General features: G+C 62.2%; 12 protein-coding genes and 1 pseudogene. 11 read left to right on the top strand and 2 right to left on the bottom strand.

The genetic code is table 11. The annotated features are described in order from the left end of the window. The first annotated feature begins 141 nt into the window (after positions 1–141). Positions 142–2,319: a TonB-dependent siderophore receptor gene (locus AB4P94_RS20930; RefSeq protein WP_395607236.1), complete on the top strand. Its 2,178-nt coding sequence runs from the start codon at positions 142–144 to the stop codon at positions 2,317–2,319. A gap of 94 nt (positions 2,320–2,413) precedes the next feature. Beyond that, positions 2,414–3,034, top strand: a complete 621-nt coding sequence (locus AB4P94_RS20925) for a LysE family translocator (protein ID WP_395607235.1) — start codon at positions 2,414–2,416, stop codon at positions 3,032–3,034. Between the two features lie 12 nt (positions 3,035–3,046). On the opposite strand, the gene AB4P94_RS20920 is transcribed toward AB4P94_RS20925, so the two are convergent. Then, positions 3,047–3,676, bottom strand: coding sequence for a helix-turn-helix transcriptional regulator (locus AB4P94_RS20920; RefSeq protein WP_395607234.1), 630 nt, complete (start codon positions 3,674–3,676; stop codon positions 3,047–3,049). Between the two features lie 128 nt (positions 3,677–3,804). On the opposite strand from AB4P94_RS20920, the gene AB4P94_RS20915 reads away from it, so the two are divergent. After that, a complete protein-coding gene (locus AB4P94_RS20915; RefSeq protein ID WP_395607233.1) occupies positions 3,805–5,232 on the top strand; it encodes an MFS transporter in 1,428 nt (475 codons plus the stop codon). A gap of 8 nt (positions 5,233–5,240) precedes the next feature. Here the strand turns inward: AB4P94_RS20915 and AB4P94_RS20910 are convergent, their stop codons facing one another. Then, complete coding sequence (locus AB4P94_RS20910) at positions 5,241–6,020, bottom strand: helix-turn-helix transcriptional regulator (RefSeq protein WP_395607232.1); 780 nt, start codon at positions 6,018–6,020, stop codon at positions 5,241–5,243. 99 nt (positions 6,021–6,119) lie between these two features. Here AB4P94_RS20910 and AB4P94_RS20905 point away from each other — a divergent pair, with 99 nt between their 5' ends. From AB4P94_RS20905 to AB4P94_RS20870, 8 genes and pseudogenes are all read left to right on the top strand, one after another. Continuing rightward, the gene (locus AB4P94_RS20905; RefSeq protein ID WP_395607231.1) at positions 6,120–7,025 is read left to right on the top strand and encodes an SDR family oxidoreductase; all 906 of its coding nucleotides are present in this window, start codon (positions 6,120–6,122) and stop codon (positions 7,023–7,025) included. Positions 7,026–7,082: 57 nt separating this feature from the next. Beyond that, positions 7,083–7,541: an ester cyclase gene (locus AB4P94_RS20900; protein WP_395607230.1), complete on the top strand. Its 459-nt coding sequence runs from the start codon at positions 7,083–7,085 to the stop codon at positions 7,539–7,541. After that, complete coding sequence (locus tag AB4P94_RS20895; protein ID WP_395607229.1) at positions 7,531–8,013, top strand: VOC family protein; 483 nt, start codon at positions 7,531–7,533, stop codon at positions 8,011–8,013. The genes AB4P94_RS20900 and AB4P94_RS20895 overlap by 11 nt, the downstream gene beginning before the upstream one ends. A 175-nt stretch (positions 8,014–8,188) precedes the next feature. Further along, positions 8,189–9,163 carry an alpha/beta hydrolase gene (locus tag AB4P94_RS20890; protein WP_395607228.1) on the top strand — a complete coding sequence of 325 codons (975 nt, stop codon included), beginning with the start codon at positions 8,189–8,191 and terminating at the stop codon, positions 9,161–9,163. 283 nt (positions 9,164–9,446) lie between these two features. Beyond that, entirely contained in the window at positions 9,447–10,316 is an 870-nt protein-coding gene (gene dapA, locus AB4P94_RS20885; protein WP_395607227.1) for a 4-hydroxy-tetrahydrodipicolinate synthase, read from the top strand. Positions 10,317–10,771: 455 nt separating this feature from the next. Then, positions 10,772–10,882 (top strand): annotated as a pseudogene (locus tag AB4P94_RS20880) (alpha/beta hydrolase); the annotation flags it as partial. Positions 10,883–11,054: 172 nt separating this feature from the next. After that, positions 11,055–12,431, top strand: a complete 1,377-nt coding sequence (locus AB4P94_RS20875; protein WP_395607226.1) for a pyridoxal-phosphate dependent enzyme — start codon at positions 11,055–11,057, stop codon at positions 12,429–12,431. After that, positions 12,428–13,594: a cystathionine gamma-synthase gene (locus AB4P94_RS20870; RefSeq protein ID WP_395607225.1), complete on the top strand. Its 1,167-nt coding sequence runs from the start codon at positions 12,428–12,430 to the stop codon at positions 13,592–13,594. The genes AB4P94_RS20875 and AB4P94_RS20870 overlap by 4 nt, the downstream gene beginning before the upstream one ends. Positions 13,595–13,732: the final 138 nt, after the last annotated feature.

Here is a 13,732-nt window from a genome sequence, read left to right as displayed (position 1 = left end):
TACTCCCTCAATGCGATCGTGACTGCACGCGCTGAAACCGGACAGCCCACAACTTTTGACACACTCGGTTGTTTCGCTGCGTTAAATCCTGAATACTTGTTGATAATGGTTCTCATAATCACTCTCAACAATGGACTTGTCATGCCCGCTTTCCCTTCCCCGCTACGCGCCTTCACCCCTTCTCGCGATCTTCTGGCCATGGCAATCTGCATGGCCAGCCTGGCCCCGGCTTTTGCCGATGACAGCAGCATTCAGGAAAACCCACAACGCACGACACTGGAACTGGGCGCCACCGAAATCACCACCCGTCAGCAACTGGGCAGCACCACCGAAGGCTCCGACTCCTACACCACCGGCTCGATGTCGACGGCCACCAAACTGCCTCTCACCCTGCGTGAGACGCCACAGGCCGTGACCGTCATCACGCGCCAGCGCATGGACGACCAGGCCATGACCAGCATCAACGATGTGGTCAAGGCGACGCCCGGGCTGTTCCTGAATTTTTCCAGTGGCCCTGGCCGGCAGTCCTACACCTCACGTGGGTTCGACATCGACAATCTGATGTACGACGGCATTCCAACCGGCTACAACGGCGTTTCGGTGGGCGCGCAGCCCAACCTGGCGATGTTTGATCGCGTTGAAATCGTACGCGGCGCCACCGGCCTGGTGACCGGTGCCGGCAACCCTTCGGCCGCGATCAACATGATTCGCAAACGGCCGCTGGATGAACAGAAAGTCACCCTGACCGGCGCCGCCGGCAGTTGGGATGACTACCGTGGCGAGCTCGACGCCTCCAGCCCACTCAACGACAGTGGCACGCTGCGCGGCCGGGTGGTCACGTCTTACCGCGACAGCAACAGCTTCATCGACAAGGCAAAGGAGGATCACGGACTGTTCTATGCGGTTACGGAAGCCGATCTGAGCGAAGATACGACGCTTACCCTCGGTTTTTCGAATCAGAAGGACAAAACCAACTACTTCTGGGGCTCTTCAATGGTCGGCCAGGACGGCCATCACCTGAACCTGCCGCGCTCCTACAACCCGGGTACCCCCTGGGAAAACAAAGACCAGGAGATCAACACGGTCTTCGCTGAATTGCGCCAGCGCCTGGCCAATGACTGGAACCTCCAGATCAACGCCAACTACGCCGAACAGGACGCCTTGTTCTCCGGTTCCTACCAATCGCGCTGGGTCAACAACACACTGGCACGCACCGTCTACCAGGCGTCCTACGACGAGAATCAAGCGGGCGTGGACGCCTTCGCCAGCGGCCCGTTCCAGGCGTTCGGGCGTACCCACGAACTGGTGGTCGGCGCGAGCAAGCGCATCTACGACATGACCACCCACAACTACAGCCCGTACGACCTGAACTGGCCGCTCAGCGCCGGCAAACCCAATTTCACCCATACCAATAACCAGCGCGAAGTCACCACCCAGGACGGCGTTTATGTCACCACGCGCCTGAGCCTGGCCGACCCGTTGAAGCTGATCCTCGGTGCGCGCCTGGACTGGTACGACTATGACAACCGCGATGGCGACGGCGACTACAAGGTCACCCGCAACCTTACCCGTTACGCCGGCCTGATCTATGAGCTGGACGACCACCATTCGGTCTACGTCAGCTACAGCGACATCTTCACCCCGCAGAGCGATAAAGACACCTCGGGCACCCCGCTCAAACCCATCGTCGGCAAAAACTATGAGGTCGGTATCAAGGGCGAATACCTGGGTGGCGCACTGAACGCGAGCGTGGCGCTGTTCCGCGTGGACCAGGAAAACCGTGCGGTAGCGGTGGTCGTGCCGAATTGCCCACAGGCATCGTGCGCCGAGGCCTCCGGCGAGATCCGCAGCCAGGGCATCGACTTTGAACTGCAAGGCGCTTTGACCGAAAACTGGCAGGTGGGCGGTGGCTACACCTACGCCCGTACCCACACCATCAAGGACGCCGCCAACCCGCAGAACGTCAACAAGCAGTTCGACACCGACACGCCCGAGCATCTGTTCAAACTGACCACCCGCTACAACTTCCAGGGCCCACTGGAAAAACTGCGCGTGGGCGGCAACGTTTCCTGGCAGAGCCGCATGTACAACGACCTCAGCCTGGCTGACGGCAGTAAATACCGGCTGCAACAAGGTGGCTACGCCGTCACCGACTTGATGGCTGGCTACCAGGTAAACCAACACCTGGACCTGCAACTCAACGCCAACAACGTCTTCGACCGCCGCTACTACCAGGCCATCTCCAACTCGGTGAGTTATGGCGGTGATTCCTACGGCGCTCCACGCAACATGATGGTGACGGCCAAATACAGTTTCTGAGTGTTCATCGGCGACATCTGCGTTGCGGTGCGTGCGCTGTAACGCAACTCCCTCTATCCTCGACACTCTCAGTCCGACAGAGCCCGGAGCCGCCATGGACCTCGCCACCCTCGCCCTTTTCCTCCCCGCCTGCTTCGCCCTGAACATGGCGCCCGGCCCGAACAACCTGTTGTCGGTGAGCAACGCCACCCGTTACGGCTACCGCACTTCCTGCCTGGCGGGTCTAGGCCGCCTGCTCGCCTTCGCCGGCATGATCGCCCTCGCCTCCGCGGGCCTGGCGGTGGTGCTGCAAACGTCGGAGTTGTTGTTCTACGGAATCAAGATTCTGGGGGCGGCCTATCTGTTTTACCTGGCGTTTCAACTGTGGCGGGCCAACCCGCAGGCGCAAGCGGAAAAGAACACGGCCAAAGCCGGATTATGGGCGTTGGCACGGCAGGAGTTTCTGGTGGCGGCGGGCAACCCGAAAGCCATCCTGATCTTCACCGCCTTCCTCCCGCAATTCGTGGTACCCGGCCAACCCATCACGCCGCAATTCGCCGTGCTCGGCGCCTTGTTCCTGATACTGGAATGGATCGCCATCAGCGCCTACGCCTACATGGGCCTGCACATGCGTCGCTGGTTTGCCGAGCCAAGTGGCAAGCGGATCTTCAATCGCTGCTGCGCGGGGTTGCTGTCGGCAGCGGCGACGGTGTTATTGATGGCGCGCAGGGCCTGATTGCCACCCTGCTCAGGCCTGAACCACCCGATACGCACACCGCCGCGCGCCCAGCTGTATATGCTCCACGCGCTCCACCTTCGCCCGCAGCACCTGCTCAAACACCTGCAATTCCGCGCGGCAAAAACCTTGGCAGGCGGTGGCTGCCGCGCAGATCGGGCAGTGGTTTTCCACCAGGATCAGGGCGCCATCCGGCTGTTCGCTCCATTCGGCCATGTAGCCTTCGCGGGTGCGCAATGCGGCCAGGCGTTCTACCCGCGCCTTCAACTCGGTGATGCCTTCCATCTCTCGCTCATACAGCGCCTGGGTCTGGCGTTCGCGCACGTCGATCAAGCGGTCGATGGCCTCCTCGCCGAAGGTCTCGCGCACGGTCTGCAGCAATTGCATCGTCAGTTCCGAATGGCTGTCCGGAAACCGTGCATGGCCCTGCGCCGTCAGTTGCCACACCTGGGTCGGGCGCCCGACGCCACGCGCTTGCGAGCTGGCGTGAACCAGGCCACTGGCGGCCAACTTCACCAACTGCTGGCGCGCCGCTTCCCCGCTGGTGCCCAGGAATACGCCCATATCGCTGGCCAGTTGCGGCCCTCGGGTTTTGAGCAGGTGCAGCACGCGGTCCGCCGGGGATGCTGGTGAATATTCCAAGTCATTTCTTGACAAAATAAAACGCCCCGCCTCAATATTCAAAGCAATAGCTTGGTAAATTAACTCAAGCCTGACGCTCATGCAATTCGCCGCGCGCCAGATGGCGCAAGCACTACAAGGAATCGTTGATGCACACCCAAGACAGCAGTTGGAGCGAGTTGCTCCGTGGCAAGAACGGCACCCGTTCTTTGGCCCTTTCAGGCGGCATCGCGCTGTATGCCACCAATACCTACATCGCGACGACGATTCTGCCGTCGGTGGTTGCAGAAATCGGTGGCCTGGCGTTGTACGCCTGGAGCACCACGTTGTATGTGGTGGCCTCGATCCTCGGCTCTGCCCTCACCTCACGGCTGCTGCAACGCACAGGCCCACGACAGGCGTATGCCGTTGCGACCGTCATCTTCATGGTCGGCGTGCTGATCTGCGCCGTGGCACCGAGCATGCCGGTGATGCTGGCGGGGCGTTCGATTCAGGGGCTGGGCGGCGGCATGTTGCTCGCGCTCTGCTACTCAATGATTCAACTGGTATTCGAAGAACGCCTGTGGCCGCGCGCGATGGCGTTGGTCTCGGGCATGTGGGGGGTGGCGACGCTGGTCGGCCCGGCAGTCGGTGGCGTGTTCGCCGAGATGGACGCCTGGCGCTTCGCCTTCGGTTCGATGGTGCCGGTGAGCCTGGCCTACATCGTGCTCACCTGCCGGGCGTTGCCTCCCCGCGACGCAACAGCCACGGCAAGCGCACCGTTACCGGTGCCGCAATTGGTGTTGCTGGCCGCCGCCGTGCTGGCGGTCTGCGCGGGCAGTGTCTCGTCGCTGCCCAGCTGGAACCTGCTGGGCATCGGCGCCTGCGCCGTGCTGGTGGCGCTGCTGATTCGCCAGGAATCCCGGGCTACGGTACGCCTGCTGCCTCGGGATGCGTTGAAGTTCAGCACCCCGCTTTGCGCGCTGTACGCCACCACCTGCCTGCTGGTGATCGGCATGAGCAGCGAGATTTTCATGCCGTATTTCCTGCAACACCTGCACGGTCAGTCGCCGTTGATTGCCGGCTATATGGCCGCGCTGATGGCGGCTGGCTGGACCGTATCGGAAATCCTCAGCTCCGGCTGGACCGGGCGCCGCGCCCACTATGCCATCCTCGCGGGGCCGCTGTTTATTGTGGCGGGCCTGGTGCTGCTGGCAGTCACCACACCGTCGGCCAGCGTCGGTGAATGGTCGCGCCTGGCGCCTATTTGCCTGGGGTTGTTCATGGTCGGTTTCGGCATCGGCCTGGGCTGGCCGCATCTGCTCACACGCATCCTGCAAGTGGCTTCGGCCCAGGACAAGGACACCGCCGCGTCGTCGATAACCACCCTGCAACTGTTCGCGATGGCGCTGGGCGCCGCGCTGGCCGGTGTGATCTCGAACATGGCCGGTATCAACGACCCGCTGGGCAATGAAGGCGCCAGCCATGCAGCACGCTGGCTGTTTGCGCTGTTCGTTCTTGCGCCGATGCTGGCGTGGGTGATGGCACTGCGCGCCACGCGTTCCACCACCCGCGCCGATAAGCTGGCCGCCACTTAAGCGCCGTATCACGCCGTCTGGTTGAACACCATCATCATCAAATCCGGCCGCCCCTCGACCAGAAAGTTGGAAAACTCAAGGGTGATCGGCCCCAGGTGAGGATGGTTCAAGTGCTTGAGGCCACCTTCGTATCCGGCCACGTCATTGCTGCGCCAGAAATGATCGAAGTCGGGGCTGATGCAGGAAAGCTCCTGCACCAGTGCATCGATTTCGTGCGACGGCCCCAGGCGCGCGGCGTCGGCGCGAAAGGCATTCACCACCAGACGGGCCACGGCGTGCCAATCGGCTTGCACGCCGCGCACGTCGGGGTCAGTGAACAGCAACCGCAGGATATTGCGCCGTTCGGGCGGCAATTGGCCGTAATCCTTGAGCACAAGCGTCGCCTGATGGTTCCAGGCGACCACGTCCCAGGCCGCCGTGCGCACAATAGCCGGCGTCGTGATGCTGTCCAGCACCCGTTGCAGGCGCGGAGTCACTTCATCGCCGCCCGTTATGCGGGTTTCCGGCGGATGACCAAACGCGAGTATCCACAAATGCTCACGCTCCGGCGCCGTCAGGCGCAGCCCTGCCGTAATGCGGTTCAGCACCTCCCGCGACGGCGCGCCGCCACGCCCCTGTTCCAGCCAGGTGTACCAGGTGGGGCTGATGTGGGCGAGTTGGGCGACCTCTTCGCGACGCAACCCGGCCGTTCGGCGGCGCCCGGTCACGAAGCCGAAAGACACGGGATCGAGGCGTAAACGGCACGCCCGCAGGAAATCACCCAAGGGGTTATCGGAAAGTGTGGTCATCGCTAGCCTGTTGGAATCTATACCCTGATAAAGCCACTACTTTTGTAGCAGTGCGCCTGGCCTGATGCTGCCTCCTGAATTTACTTCAGGAGTGCTGATATGCGTATCTTTGTTACCGGAGCAAACGGCTTTATTGGTTCACGCGTGGTGTCGGACCTGCTTGCCGATGGGCATCAGGTTACAGGCCTGGTGCGTTCGGATGCCAGCGCCCAGGTACTGGAGGCCAAAGGCGCACACGCTCAACGCGGCACATTGGAAGACCCGCACGCCTGGGTGAGCGCCCTTGAGCCCTGCGATGCCGTGATTCACACCGCCTTTGATCATGACTTCAACCATTTCGTCGCCAACTGCGAAAAAGAGCGCCGGGTGATCAGCGCCATGGGCGCGGTACTGCAAGGCAGCCAGCGCCCTTTGATCATCACTTCCGGGACCGGTATGGGCCACAACGGCGGTGATGACCTGGCGCGGGAGGACGTGTTCAATGCCGCGCACCCTAATCCGCGTGTCGCCTCGGAACTCGAAGGCAACCGCCAACTGGAGGCCGGCATTGATGTACGCGTGGTGCGCTTGCCTCAGGTTCACGACACCGTACGCCAGGGGTTGATCACCTATTACGTTGCACTGGCCCGGGAAAAAGGCGTAGCGGCCTACATCAACGAGGGGGCGAACTGCTTTTCGGCGGCCCACGTCACTGATGTAGCGCAGTTGTATGTCAGCGTTCTCGAGCGCGGTGAGCGCGGTGCGCGTTATCACGCGGTGGCAGAGCAAGGCGTGAGCTCGCGCCAGATTGCCGAGGTGGTGGCCAAAGGTCTGGGCATTTCCACGGTGTCGCTCAAAACTGAAGAGTCTGCAGCGCACTTCGGTTGGTTTGCCATGTTCGCCGGGGTCGACCTGCGCGCCAGCAGCGAATGGACGCGCCACCAGCTGAACTGGCGGCCCGAGGGGCCAGGTCTGCTCGATGACCTGCGTGCCATGGATTACTCGAGTGAGGCGCCACACGGGTGATATAACGACCCTCCCGAACACCGGGCGCGCACGGCGCCCGAACCCAGGAGAACGTTGATGACCCGAAACGAACTCGCCGACTTCTATCACGGCTACATTGATTGCCTGAACCACCAGGCCTGGGGCAGCCTCGGCCACTTCGTCCATGCGCACGTGACCTACAACGGCAGCACCGTTGGCCTCGAAGGCTATCGCGCCATGCTGGAGCGCGACTTTCGTGAAATCCCCGACCTGGTGTTTCGCATCCAGTTGCTGGTCGCCGACCCGCCCACGGTTGCCAGCCGCCTGAATTTCCACGTCACCCCACGCGGTGAGTTTTTCGGCCTGCCGATCAACGGCAAGACCGTCACCTTCGATGAAAACGTTTTCTACGAACTCGTCGACGGGAAAATCGCGCACGTTTGGTCCGTGATCGACAAGGCGGCGATTGAACAACAGCTTTTCTGCCGAGCCAAGTCTGGCGCTCATCTAAACTCCACGCACCCATCAACTGTGGAGCCTGGAAATGAACCCTAAAAATACCCTGTGCCTCTGGTACAACGGCACCGCCCTTGAGGCCGCCACGTTCTACGCCCAAACCTTCCCGGACAGCGCCGTAAAGGCCGTGCACCACGCACCGGGGGATTTCCCGGCCGGCAAACAGGGCGACGTGTTGACCGTCGAATTCACCGTCGTGGGCATCCCCTGCCTTGGGCTGAACGCCGGGCCGGCGTTCCCGCCTACCGAAGCGTTTTCGTTCCAGATAGCCACGGACGATCAGGCCGAAACCGACCGGTACTGGAACGCCATCATCGACAACGGAGGCCAGCCGAGTGCCTGCGGCTGGTGCAAGGACAAGTGGGGCCTGTCCTGGCAAATTTCCCCCCGCGTATTGACCGACGCGGTCACTCACCCGAACCCTGCCGTTGCCAAACGCGCATTCGACGCCATGATGACCATGACCAAAATTGACATTGCCGCCATTGAAGCCGCCGTGGCCGGGCGCTGAATCTACCAATGAGCTAATGAAGATCCAATGTGGGAGCTGGCTTGCCTGCGAAGAGGGTGGCATTGCCAACAGAGATGTCGCCTGAACCACCGCTTTCGCTGGCAAGCCGCTCCCACAACAACCTGTGTTCTGTCATCCTTGCCGCTCCCCGTTGTCGAACGCGAGCTGCCCGCCCATGAACCACGGCGTCAAACTTGAACCGCGCACTGTCCCGGCTCCCCACTCGATCAGCGCCGAGGCCCGGGCCACGCTCGATCGCCTGGTCAACGCCGATGGCGTACCTTTCAACGCGCTGCACGCCCTGCCCGCCCCCGAGGACCACGACGGCTGGCGGCGCCTGCAAGCAGCCGTCGACCAAAACTACGCCAGCGCCAACGCCGGGCAGGCGGGCCTCCTGCGCGCCAGCCTGCAGACCCTGACGGTGGAAAACGCTACGGTGCATGTGGCCACGCCGCCGGAAGGCTCAGACTTTGCCTATATCGACCTGCATGGCGGCGCGCTGGTGTTCGGCGGTGGTGAAAACTGCCGCATCGCCGCCGGAAAACAGGCCGACCTGCACAATGTGATCGGTTACGGCGTGGATTACCGCATGCCGCCCGATCATCCTTACCCCGCCGCCCTGGACGACTGCATGGCCATCTACCGCCATGTACTCAAGCGTCACGCGCCGAACCATATTGTGATCGGCGGACGTTCGGCGGGCGGTAACCTGGCGGCCGCCATGGTCCTGCGCGCCCGTGACGAAGGCTTGCCATTGCCGGCGGCGCTGGTGCTGTTGTCGCCGGAAGTGGACTTGACCGAATCGGGCGACAGCTTCCAGGTCAACCGCACTGTAGACGTAGTGCTGCCAGGCTCGCTGATGGGCGCCAACCGGTTGTATGCCGCCGGCGCAGATTTGTCCTACCCTTACCTGTCGCCACTGTTCGGCGATCTGACCGGCTTCCCGCCGACCTTCCTGCAAAGTGGCACGCGGGATCTGTTCCTTTCCAATACCGTGCGCATGCACCGCGCCCTGCGCCAGGCAAAGGTACCGGCGCAGTTGCATGTATTCGAAGCCATGCCCCATGGCGGTTTCATGGGCGCGCCGGAAGATGCCGAGCTGATGGCCGAGGTCGCGCAATTTGTGCGCGAGCAGCTTCGGCAGGGTTGACACATTCAGCCACATCCCCTGAAGATGGAGCCCTTCTTCAGGGTGTGACAATTCATGTCTTCCACGTCGCTGGTTAACCTTTCCGTCATTGGCGCTGTCGCCAAGGCGCAAGGCTGCGTGGCGCACGCCCTCAAATCGAAGAAACAGTCGCTCATGTGACCGGGGCGCGCTGTCCCGTCAGATGAGCTGACAGGACATTGAGCGCGAAGGCCCCCTCCCCCTTGCACAATTCCCTCTGCCCTTCTGACGGTGACTCAATCGGTCAATCATCAGGAGAAAGTGCATGTCAGCGTTTCAAGGTATCTGGGTTCCCGTGGTCACGCCGTTTCATGGCGGCGCCATCGACTTTATCGGCCTGCGCCGGCTGGTCAGCCACCTGCTGGAAAAGCACGTGGCCGGCATCATGGTGTGCACCACCACCGGCGAAGCCGCGGCATTGAGCCGTGAGGAACAGCTCGCCGTACTGGATGCCGTACTGCAATTGGTGCCCGCACAGCGCGTGGTGATGGGGTTATCGGGCAACAACCAGATCGAACTGCTGCAGTTCCAGCGCGAAATCCTCAAGCGCCCGGTGGCCGGTTTGCTGGTGCCCGCACCGAGCTATATCCGCCCGTCCCAGGCAGGGCTTGAAGCGTTTTTCCGCACAGTGGCTGATGCGTCCAGCGTGCCGATCATTCTCTACGACATTCCTTACCGCACCGGCGTGACCTTCGAACAGGCGACGTTGCTCAGTATTGTCGCCCATGAGCGGATCGTCGCGATCAAGGACTGCGGCGGCAACCTCGCCACTACCCTGGCAGTGATCGCCAGTGGCCAAGTCGATGTGCTGTGTGGCGAGGACATCCAAATTTTCAACGCGCTGTGCCTGGGCGCCAGCGGCGCGATTGCTGCTTCGGCCCATGTGCATACCGAAGGTTTTGTCGCGTTGTATCAGCAAGTGCGCGATAACCAATTGGCGGCTGCCCGCGCGACGTTTTTCCAGTTGCTGCCCTTGATACACACACTGTTTATCGAACCCAACCCCGCGCCAGTAAAAGCTGCGCTGGCTATTGAAGGTTTGATTGGCAGTGAACTGCGGCCCCCCATGCAGCGCGCCAGCGACACGGTTATTGGCCGGTTGGAAATGCTTCTGGGCGCGGACTGCTCCGTGTAGGACCGTGCTGGCAGTGGCGATCGGCCCGTGGGCTGATCGCTGCGCCAGGCCGCCCTTTTCGCAACTAATCGATATATTTTTCCCGACCGTTTTTGCGATTTCCGTCTCGCTAAAAACCTTGGGTGCCGAGTAGGGTAGTACTGGCCAAACACCGGCGCAATCCTCACCCGACAGCTTCGAACACTACCGCCAGCAAACCTTGTTGAACCTTGAGCGCGACCGACGCTTCCAGAACACCGACCACGGCCTGGAACTGGACTGGAACGCGCCCCGGTAATGGCTGCCACAAACACCCAACGGCCGTGGCGTGTTGCGTGACCCCGACGGCCCCAGGCAACAGCAAACGCCGCTGCGTTACCAGAACGCTCTCACCAACGGTTTCGCACAGTCCTATCAGACCAGCACAGTCGTGCGCAGCAAACTGAAGGCGCACACCGTTGATCGCCCGGTACTGATGGTGTTCGGACTGGGGTTATCGCGAACCGGGCAAGGTGCATGCGAGGCTGACCTTCAACTCGCATTTCGACTGGCAGGCCGGGATCATGGAGCAGGTGCTGGAGGCGGCTGCGCAACCGTCGCCCCTTGCGGCGGCCCACCCCCGATCCGCAATGCGCCAAAAAAAGACATCCAACGGACCGCCCGGTTGCGACCGACGCGATCCCGGCCTATGTTCCTAGCCATGCTTTGCTTTTTTACTGTCCCCCCGCACTACGCCCATCCCGTATTTCAGGTGACGACATGCCCACGCTTTCCCGCCCCGCCGTCCTCGAGCTGATCGGCAATACGCCGCTGGTTCGTGTCAGCCGTTTTGATACCGGCCCGTGCACGCTGTTTCTCAAACTTGAATCGCAAAACCCCGGTGGTTCCATCAAGGATCGCATCGGCCTTGCGATGATTGACGCCGCCGAGCGCGACGGCCGCCTGCGCCCCGGCGGCACCATCATCGAAGCCACCGCCGGCAATACCGGCCTGGGCCTTGCGCTGGTCGGCCGGGCCAAGGGTTACCGTGTGGTGCTGGTGGTGCCCGACAAGATGTCCACGGAAAAGGTACTGCACCTCAAAGCCATGGGCGCCGAGGTTCATATCACCCGCTCCGATGTGGGCAAGGGCCACCCCGAGTATTACCAGGACGTGGCCGCGCGGTTGGCCAAGGATATTCCCGGTTCGTTTTTCGCCGACCAGTTCAACAACCCGGCCAACCCCCTCGCCCACGAAACAGGCACTGCGCCGGAGATCTGGGCGCAAACCCAGCACGACGTGGACGCGATTGTGGTGGGCGTGGGTTCGGCCGGAACACTCACCGGCCTGACCCGCTTCTTCAAACGCGTGCAACCCGAACTGACCATGGTGCTCGCCGACCCGGTGGGTTCGGTGATGGCTGAATACAGCCGCAGCGGCAAACTGGAAACTCCCGGCTCCTGGGCGGTGGAAGGCATCGGCGAGGATTTCATTCCCTCGATTGCCGACCTCTCCAGCGTGGGCCACGCCTACTCCATCAGCGACGAAGAAAGCTTCGACCATGCGCGCCAACTGCTCAAGGCCGAAGGCATTCTCGGTGGTTCGTCCACCGGCACCCTGCTCGCCGCCGCCTTGCGTTACTGCCGCGAGCAGACCGAGCCCAAACGCGTGGTCACCTTCGTGTGTGACACCGGCACGCGCTACCTGTCCAAGGTCTACAACGACCAATGGATGAACGACGCCGGCCTGCTGCAATACAAGCACTACGGCGACCTGCGCGACCTTATCGCCCGCCGTTTTGAAGACGGCCGCGTAATCAGCGTCAGCCCCGACGACACCCTGCTCACCGCCTTCCAGCGCATGCGCCTGGCGGACGTTTCGCAACTGCCGGTGCTGGTGGACGGCAAACATCTGGCCGGCGTGATCGATGAATCCGACATCCTGCTGGGCCTTCACCAGGACGCAACGCACTTTTCCATGACCGTGGCCGGCGCCATGACCAAGACCCCTGAAACCCTGGCCCCTGGTGCCAGCCTCGCCGAGTTGCAGGCGGAGCTGGATCGCGGCCTGGTCGCCATTATTGCCGACGCGTCGGGCTTCCACGGCCTGATCACCCGCGTCGACCTGCTCAACCATCTACGGAGATCCCTTGCATGAGTCAGTCCGATAAAAGTGCGTTTGCCACCCGCGTGATTCACGCCGGGCAGTCACCCGACCCGACCACGGGCGCGCTGATGCCGCCGATCTACGCCAACTCCACCTACCTGCAAGACAGCCCCGGCGTGCACAAGGGCTTTGATTACGGGCGCTCCCACAACCCGACACGTTTTGCCCTGGAGCGCTGCGTGGCCGACCTGGAAGGCGGCAGCGCGGCATTTGCCTTCGCCTCCGGGCTCGCAGCGATTTCCACCGTGCTGGAACTGCTGGATGCGGGTTCGCATATCGTCTCGGGCAATGACCTGTACGGCGGCACCTTCCGCCTGTTCGACAAGGTGCGCCAACGCAGCGCCGGCCATCGCTTCAGCTATGTCGACTTGAGCGACCTGCAGGCCTTCGAAGCCGCGTTGCAAGACAACACGCGCATGGTCTGGGTCGAAACCCCGAGCAACCCGCTGCTGAGCCTCACCGACCTGAGCGCCATCGCGCGCCTGTGCCGCGACCGCGGCATCATCTGCGTGGCCGACAACACCTTCGCCAGCCCGTGGATCCAGCGCCCGCTGGAGCTGGGCTTCGACATCGTGGTGCACTCCACTACCAAATACCTCAATGGCCACTCCGACGTGATCGGCGGCATCGCTATCGTCGGCCACAACCCGGAACTGGCCGAACGCCTGGGCTTCCTGCAAAACTCGGTGGGCGCCATTGCCGGGCCTTTCGACGCGTTCCTGACCCTGCGCGGCGTGAAAACCCTGGCGCTGCGCATGGAGCGCCATTGCAGCAACGCACTGGACCTGGCGAACTGGCTGGAAAAACAGCCGCAAGTCTCGCGCGTTCACTACCCCGGCCTGGAATCTCACCCACAGCACGCCTTGGCGAAAAAACAGATGCGCGGCTTTGGCGGAATGATTTCAGTGGACCTGAACACTGACCTGGCAGGCGCCACACGCTTTCTGGAAAACGTGAAGATCTTCGCCCTGGCCGAGAGCCTTGGCGGCGTGGAAAGCCTGATCGAACACCCGGCGATCATGACCCATGCGAGCATTCCGGCGGCAACGCGGGCACAACTGGGCATTGGTGACGGGCTGGTGCGGTTGTCGGTGGGGGTTGAAGACGTGGAAGACCTGAGGGCAGACCTGGCGCAGGCGCTGGCGCTGATCTAACCAGTCGCCCAAACAATAGAGAACCCTTGTGGGAGCGGGCTTGCTCGCGAATGCGGAGTGTCAGTCAACAAATTCAGTGACTGATGCACCGTATTCGCGAGCAAGCCCGCTCCCACAGGTTTTGTGTTTCAGGTTGAG

Source organism: Pseudomonas sp. B22129 (assembly GCF_044218875.1).
In the GTDB taxonomy this organism is placed as follows: Bacteria; Pseudomonadota; Gammaproteobacteria; order Pseudomonadales; family Pseudomonadaceae; genus Aquipseudomonas.
The sequence above is the reverse complement of the archived record's forward strand: the minus strand, read 5'-3'. Positions and strand labels throughout refer to the sequence as shown.

Coding starts and splice junctions, on each gene's coding strand:
- AB4P94_RS20930 (WP_395607236.1), top strand. CDS start 142: ATGCCCGCTTTCCCTTCCCCGCTACGCGCCTTCACCCCTTCTCGCGAT.
- AB4P94_RS20925 (WP_395607235.1), top strand. CDS start 2,414: ATGGACCTCGCCACCCTCGCCCTTTTCCTCCCCGCCTGCTTCGCCCTG.
- AB4P94_RS20915 (WP_395607233.1), top strand. CDS start 3,805: ATGCACACCCAAGACAGCAGTTGGAGCGAGTTGCTCCGTGGCAAGAAC.
- AB4P94_RS20910 (WP_395607232.1), bottom strand. CDS start 6,020: ATGACCACACTTTCCGATAACCCCTTGGGTGATTTCCTGCGGGCGTGC.
- AB4P94_RS20905 (WP_395607231.1), top strand. CDS start 6,120: ATGCGTATCTTTGTTACCGGAGCAAACGGCTTTATTGGTTCACGCGTG.
- AB4P94_RS20900 (WP_395607230.1), top strand. CDS start 7,083: ATGACCCGAAACGAACTCGCCGACTTCTATCACGGCTACATTGATTGC.
- AB4P94_RS20895 (WP_395607229.1), top strand. CDS start 7,531: ATGAACCCTAAAAATACCCTGTGCCTCTGGTACAACGGCACCGCCCTT.
- AB4P94_RS20890 (WP_395607228.1), top strand. CDS start 8,189: ATGAACCACGGCGTCAAACTTGAACCGCGCACTGTCCCGGCTCCCCAC.
- dapA (WP_395607227.1), top strand. CDS start 9,447: ATGTCAGCGTTTCAAGGTATCTGGGTTCCCGTGGTCACGCCGTTTCAT.
- AB4P94_RS20875 (WP_395607226.1), top strand. CDS start 11,055: ATGCCCACGCTTTCCCGCCCCGCCGTCCTCGAGCTGATCGGCAATACG.
- AB4P94_RS20870 (WP_395607225.1), top strand. CDS start 12,428: ATGAGTCAGTCCGATAAAAGTGCGTTTGCCACCCGCGTGATTCACGCC.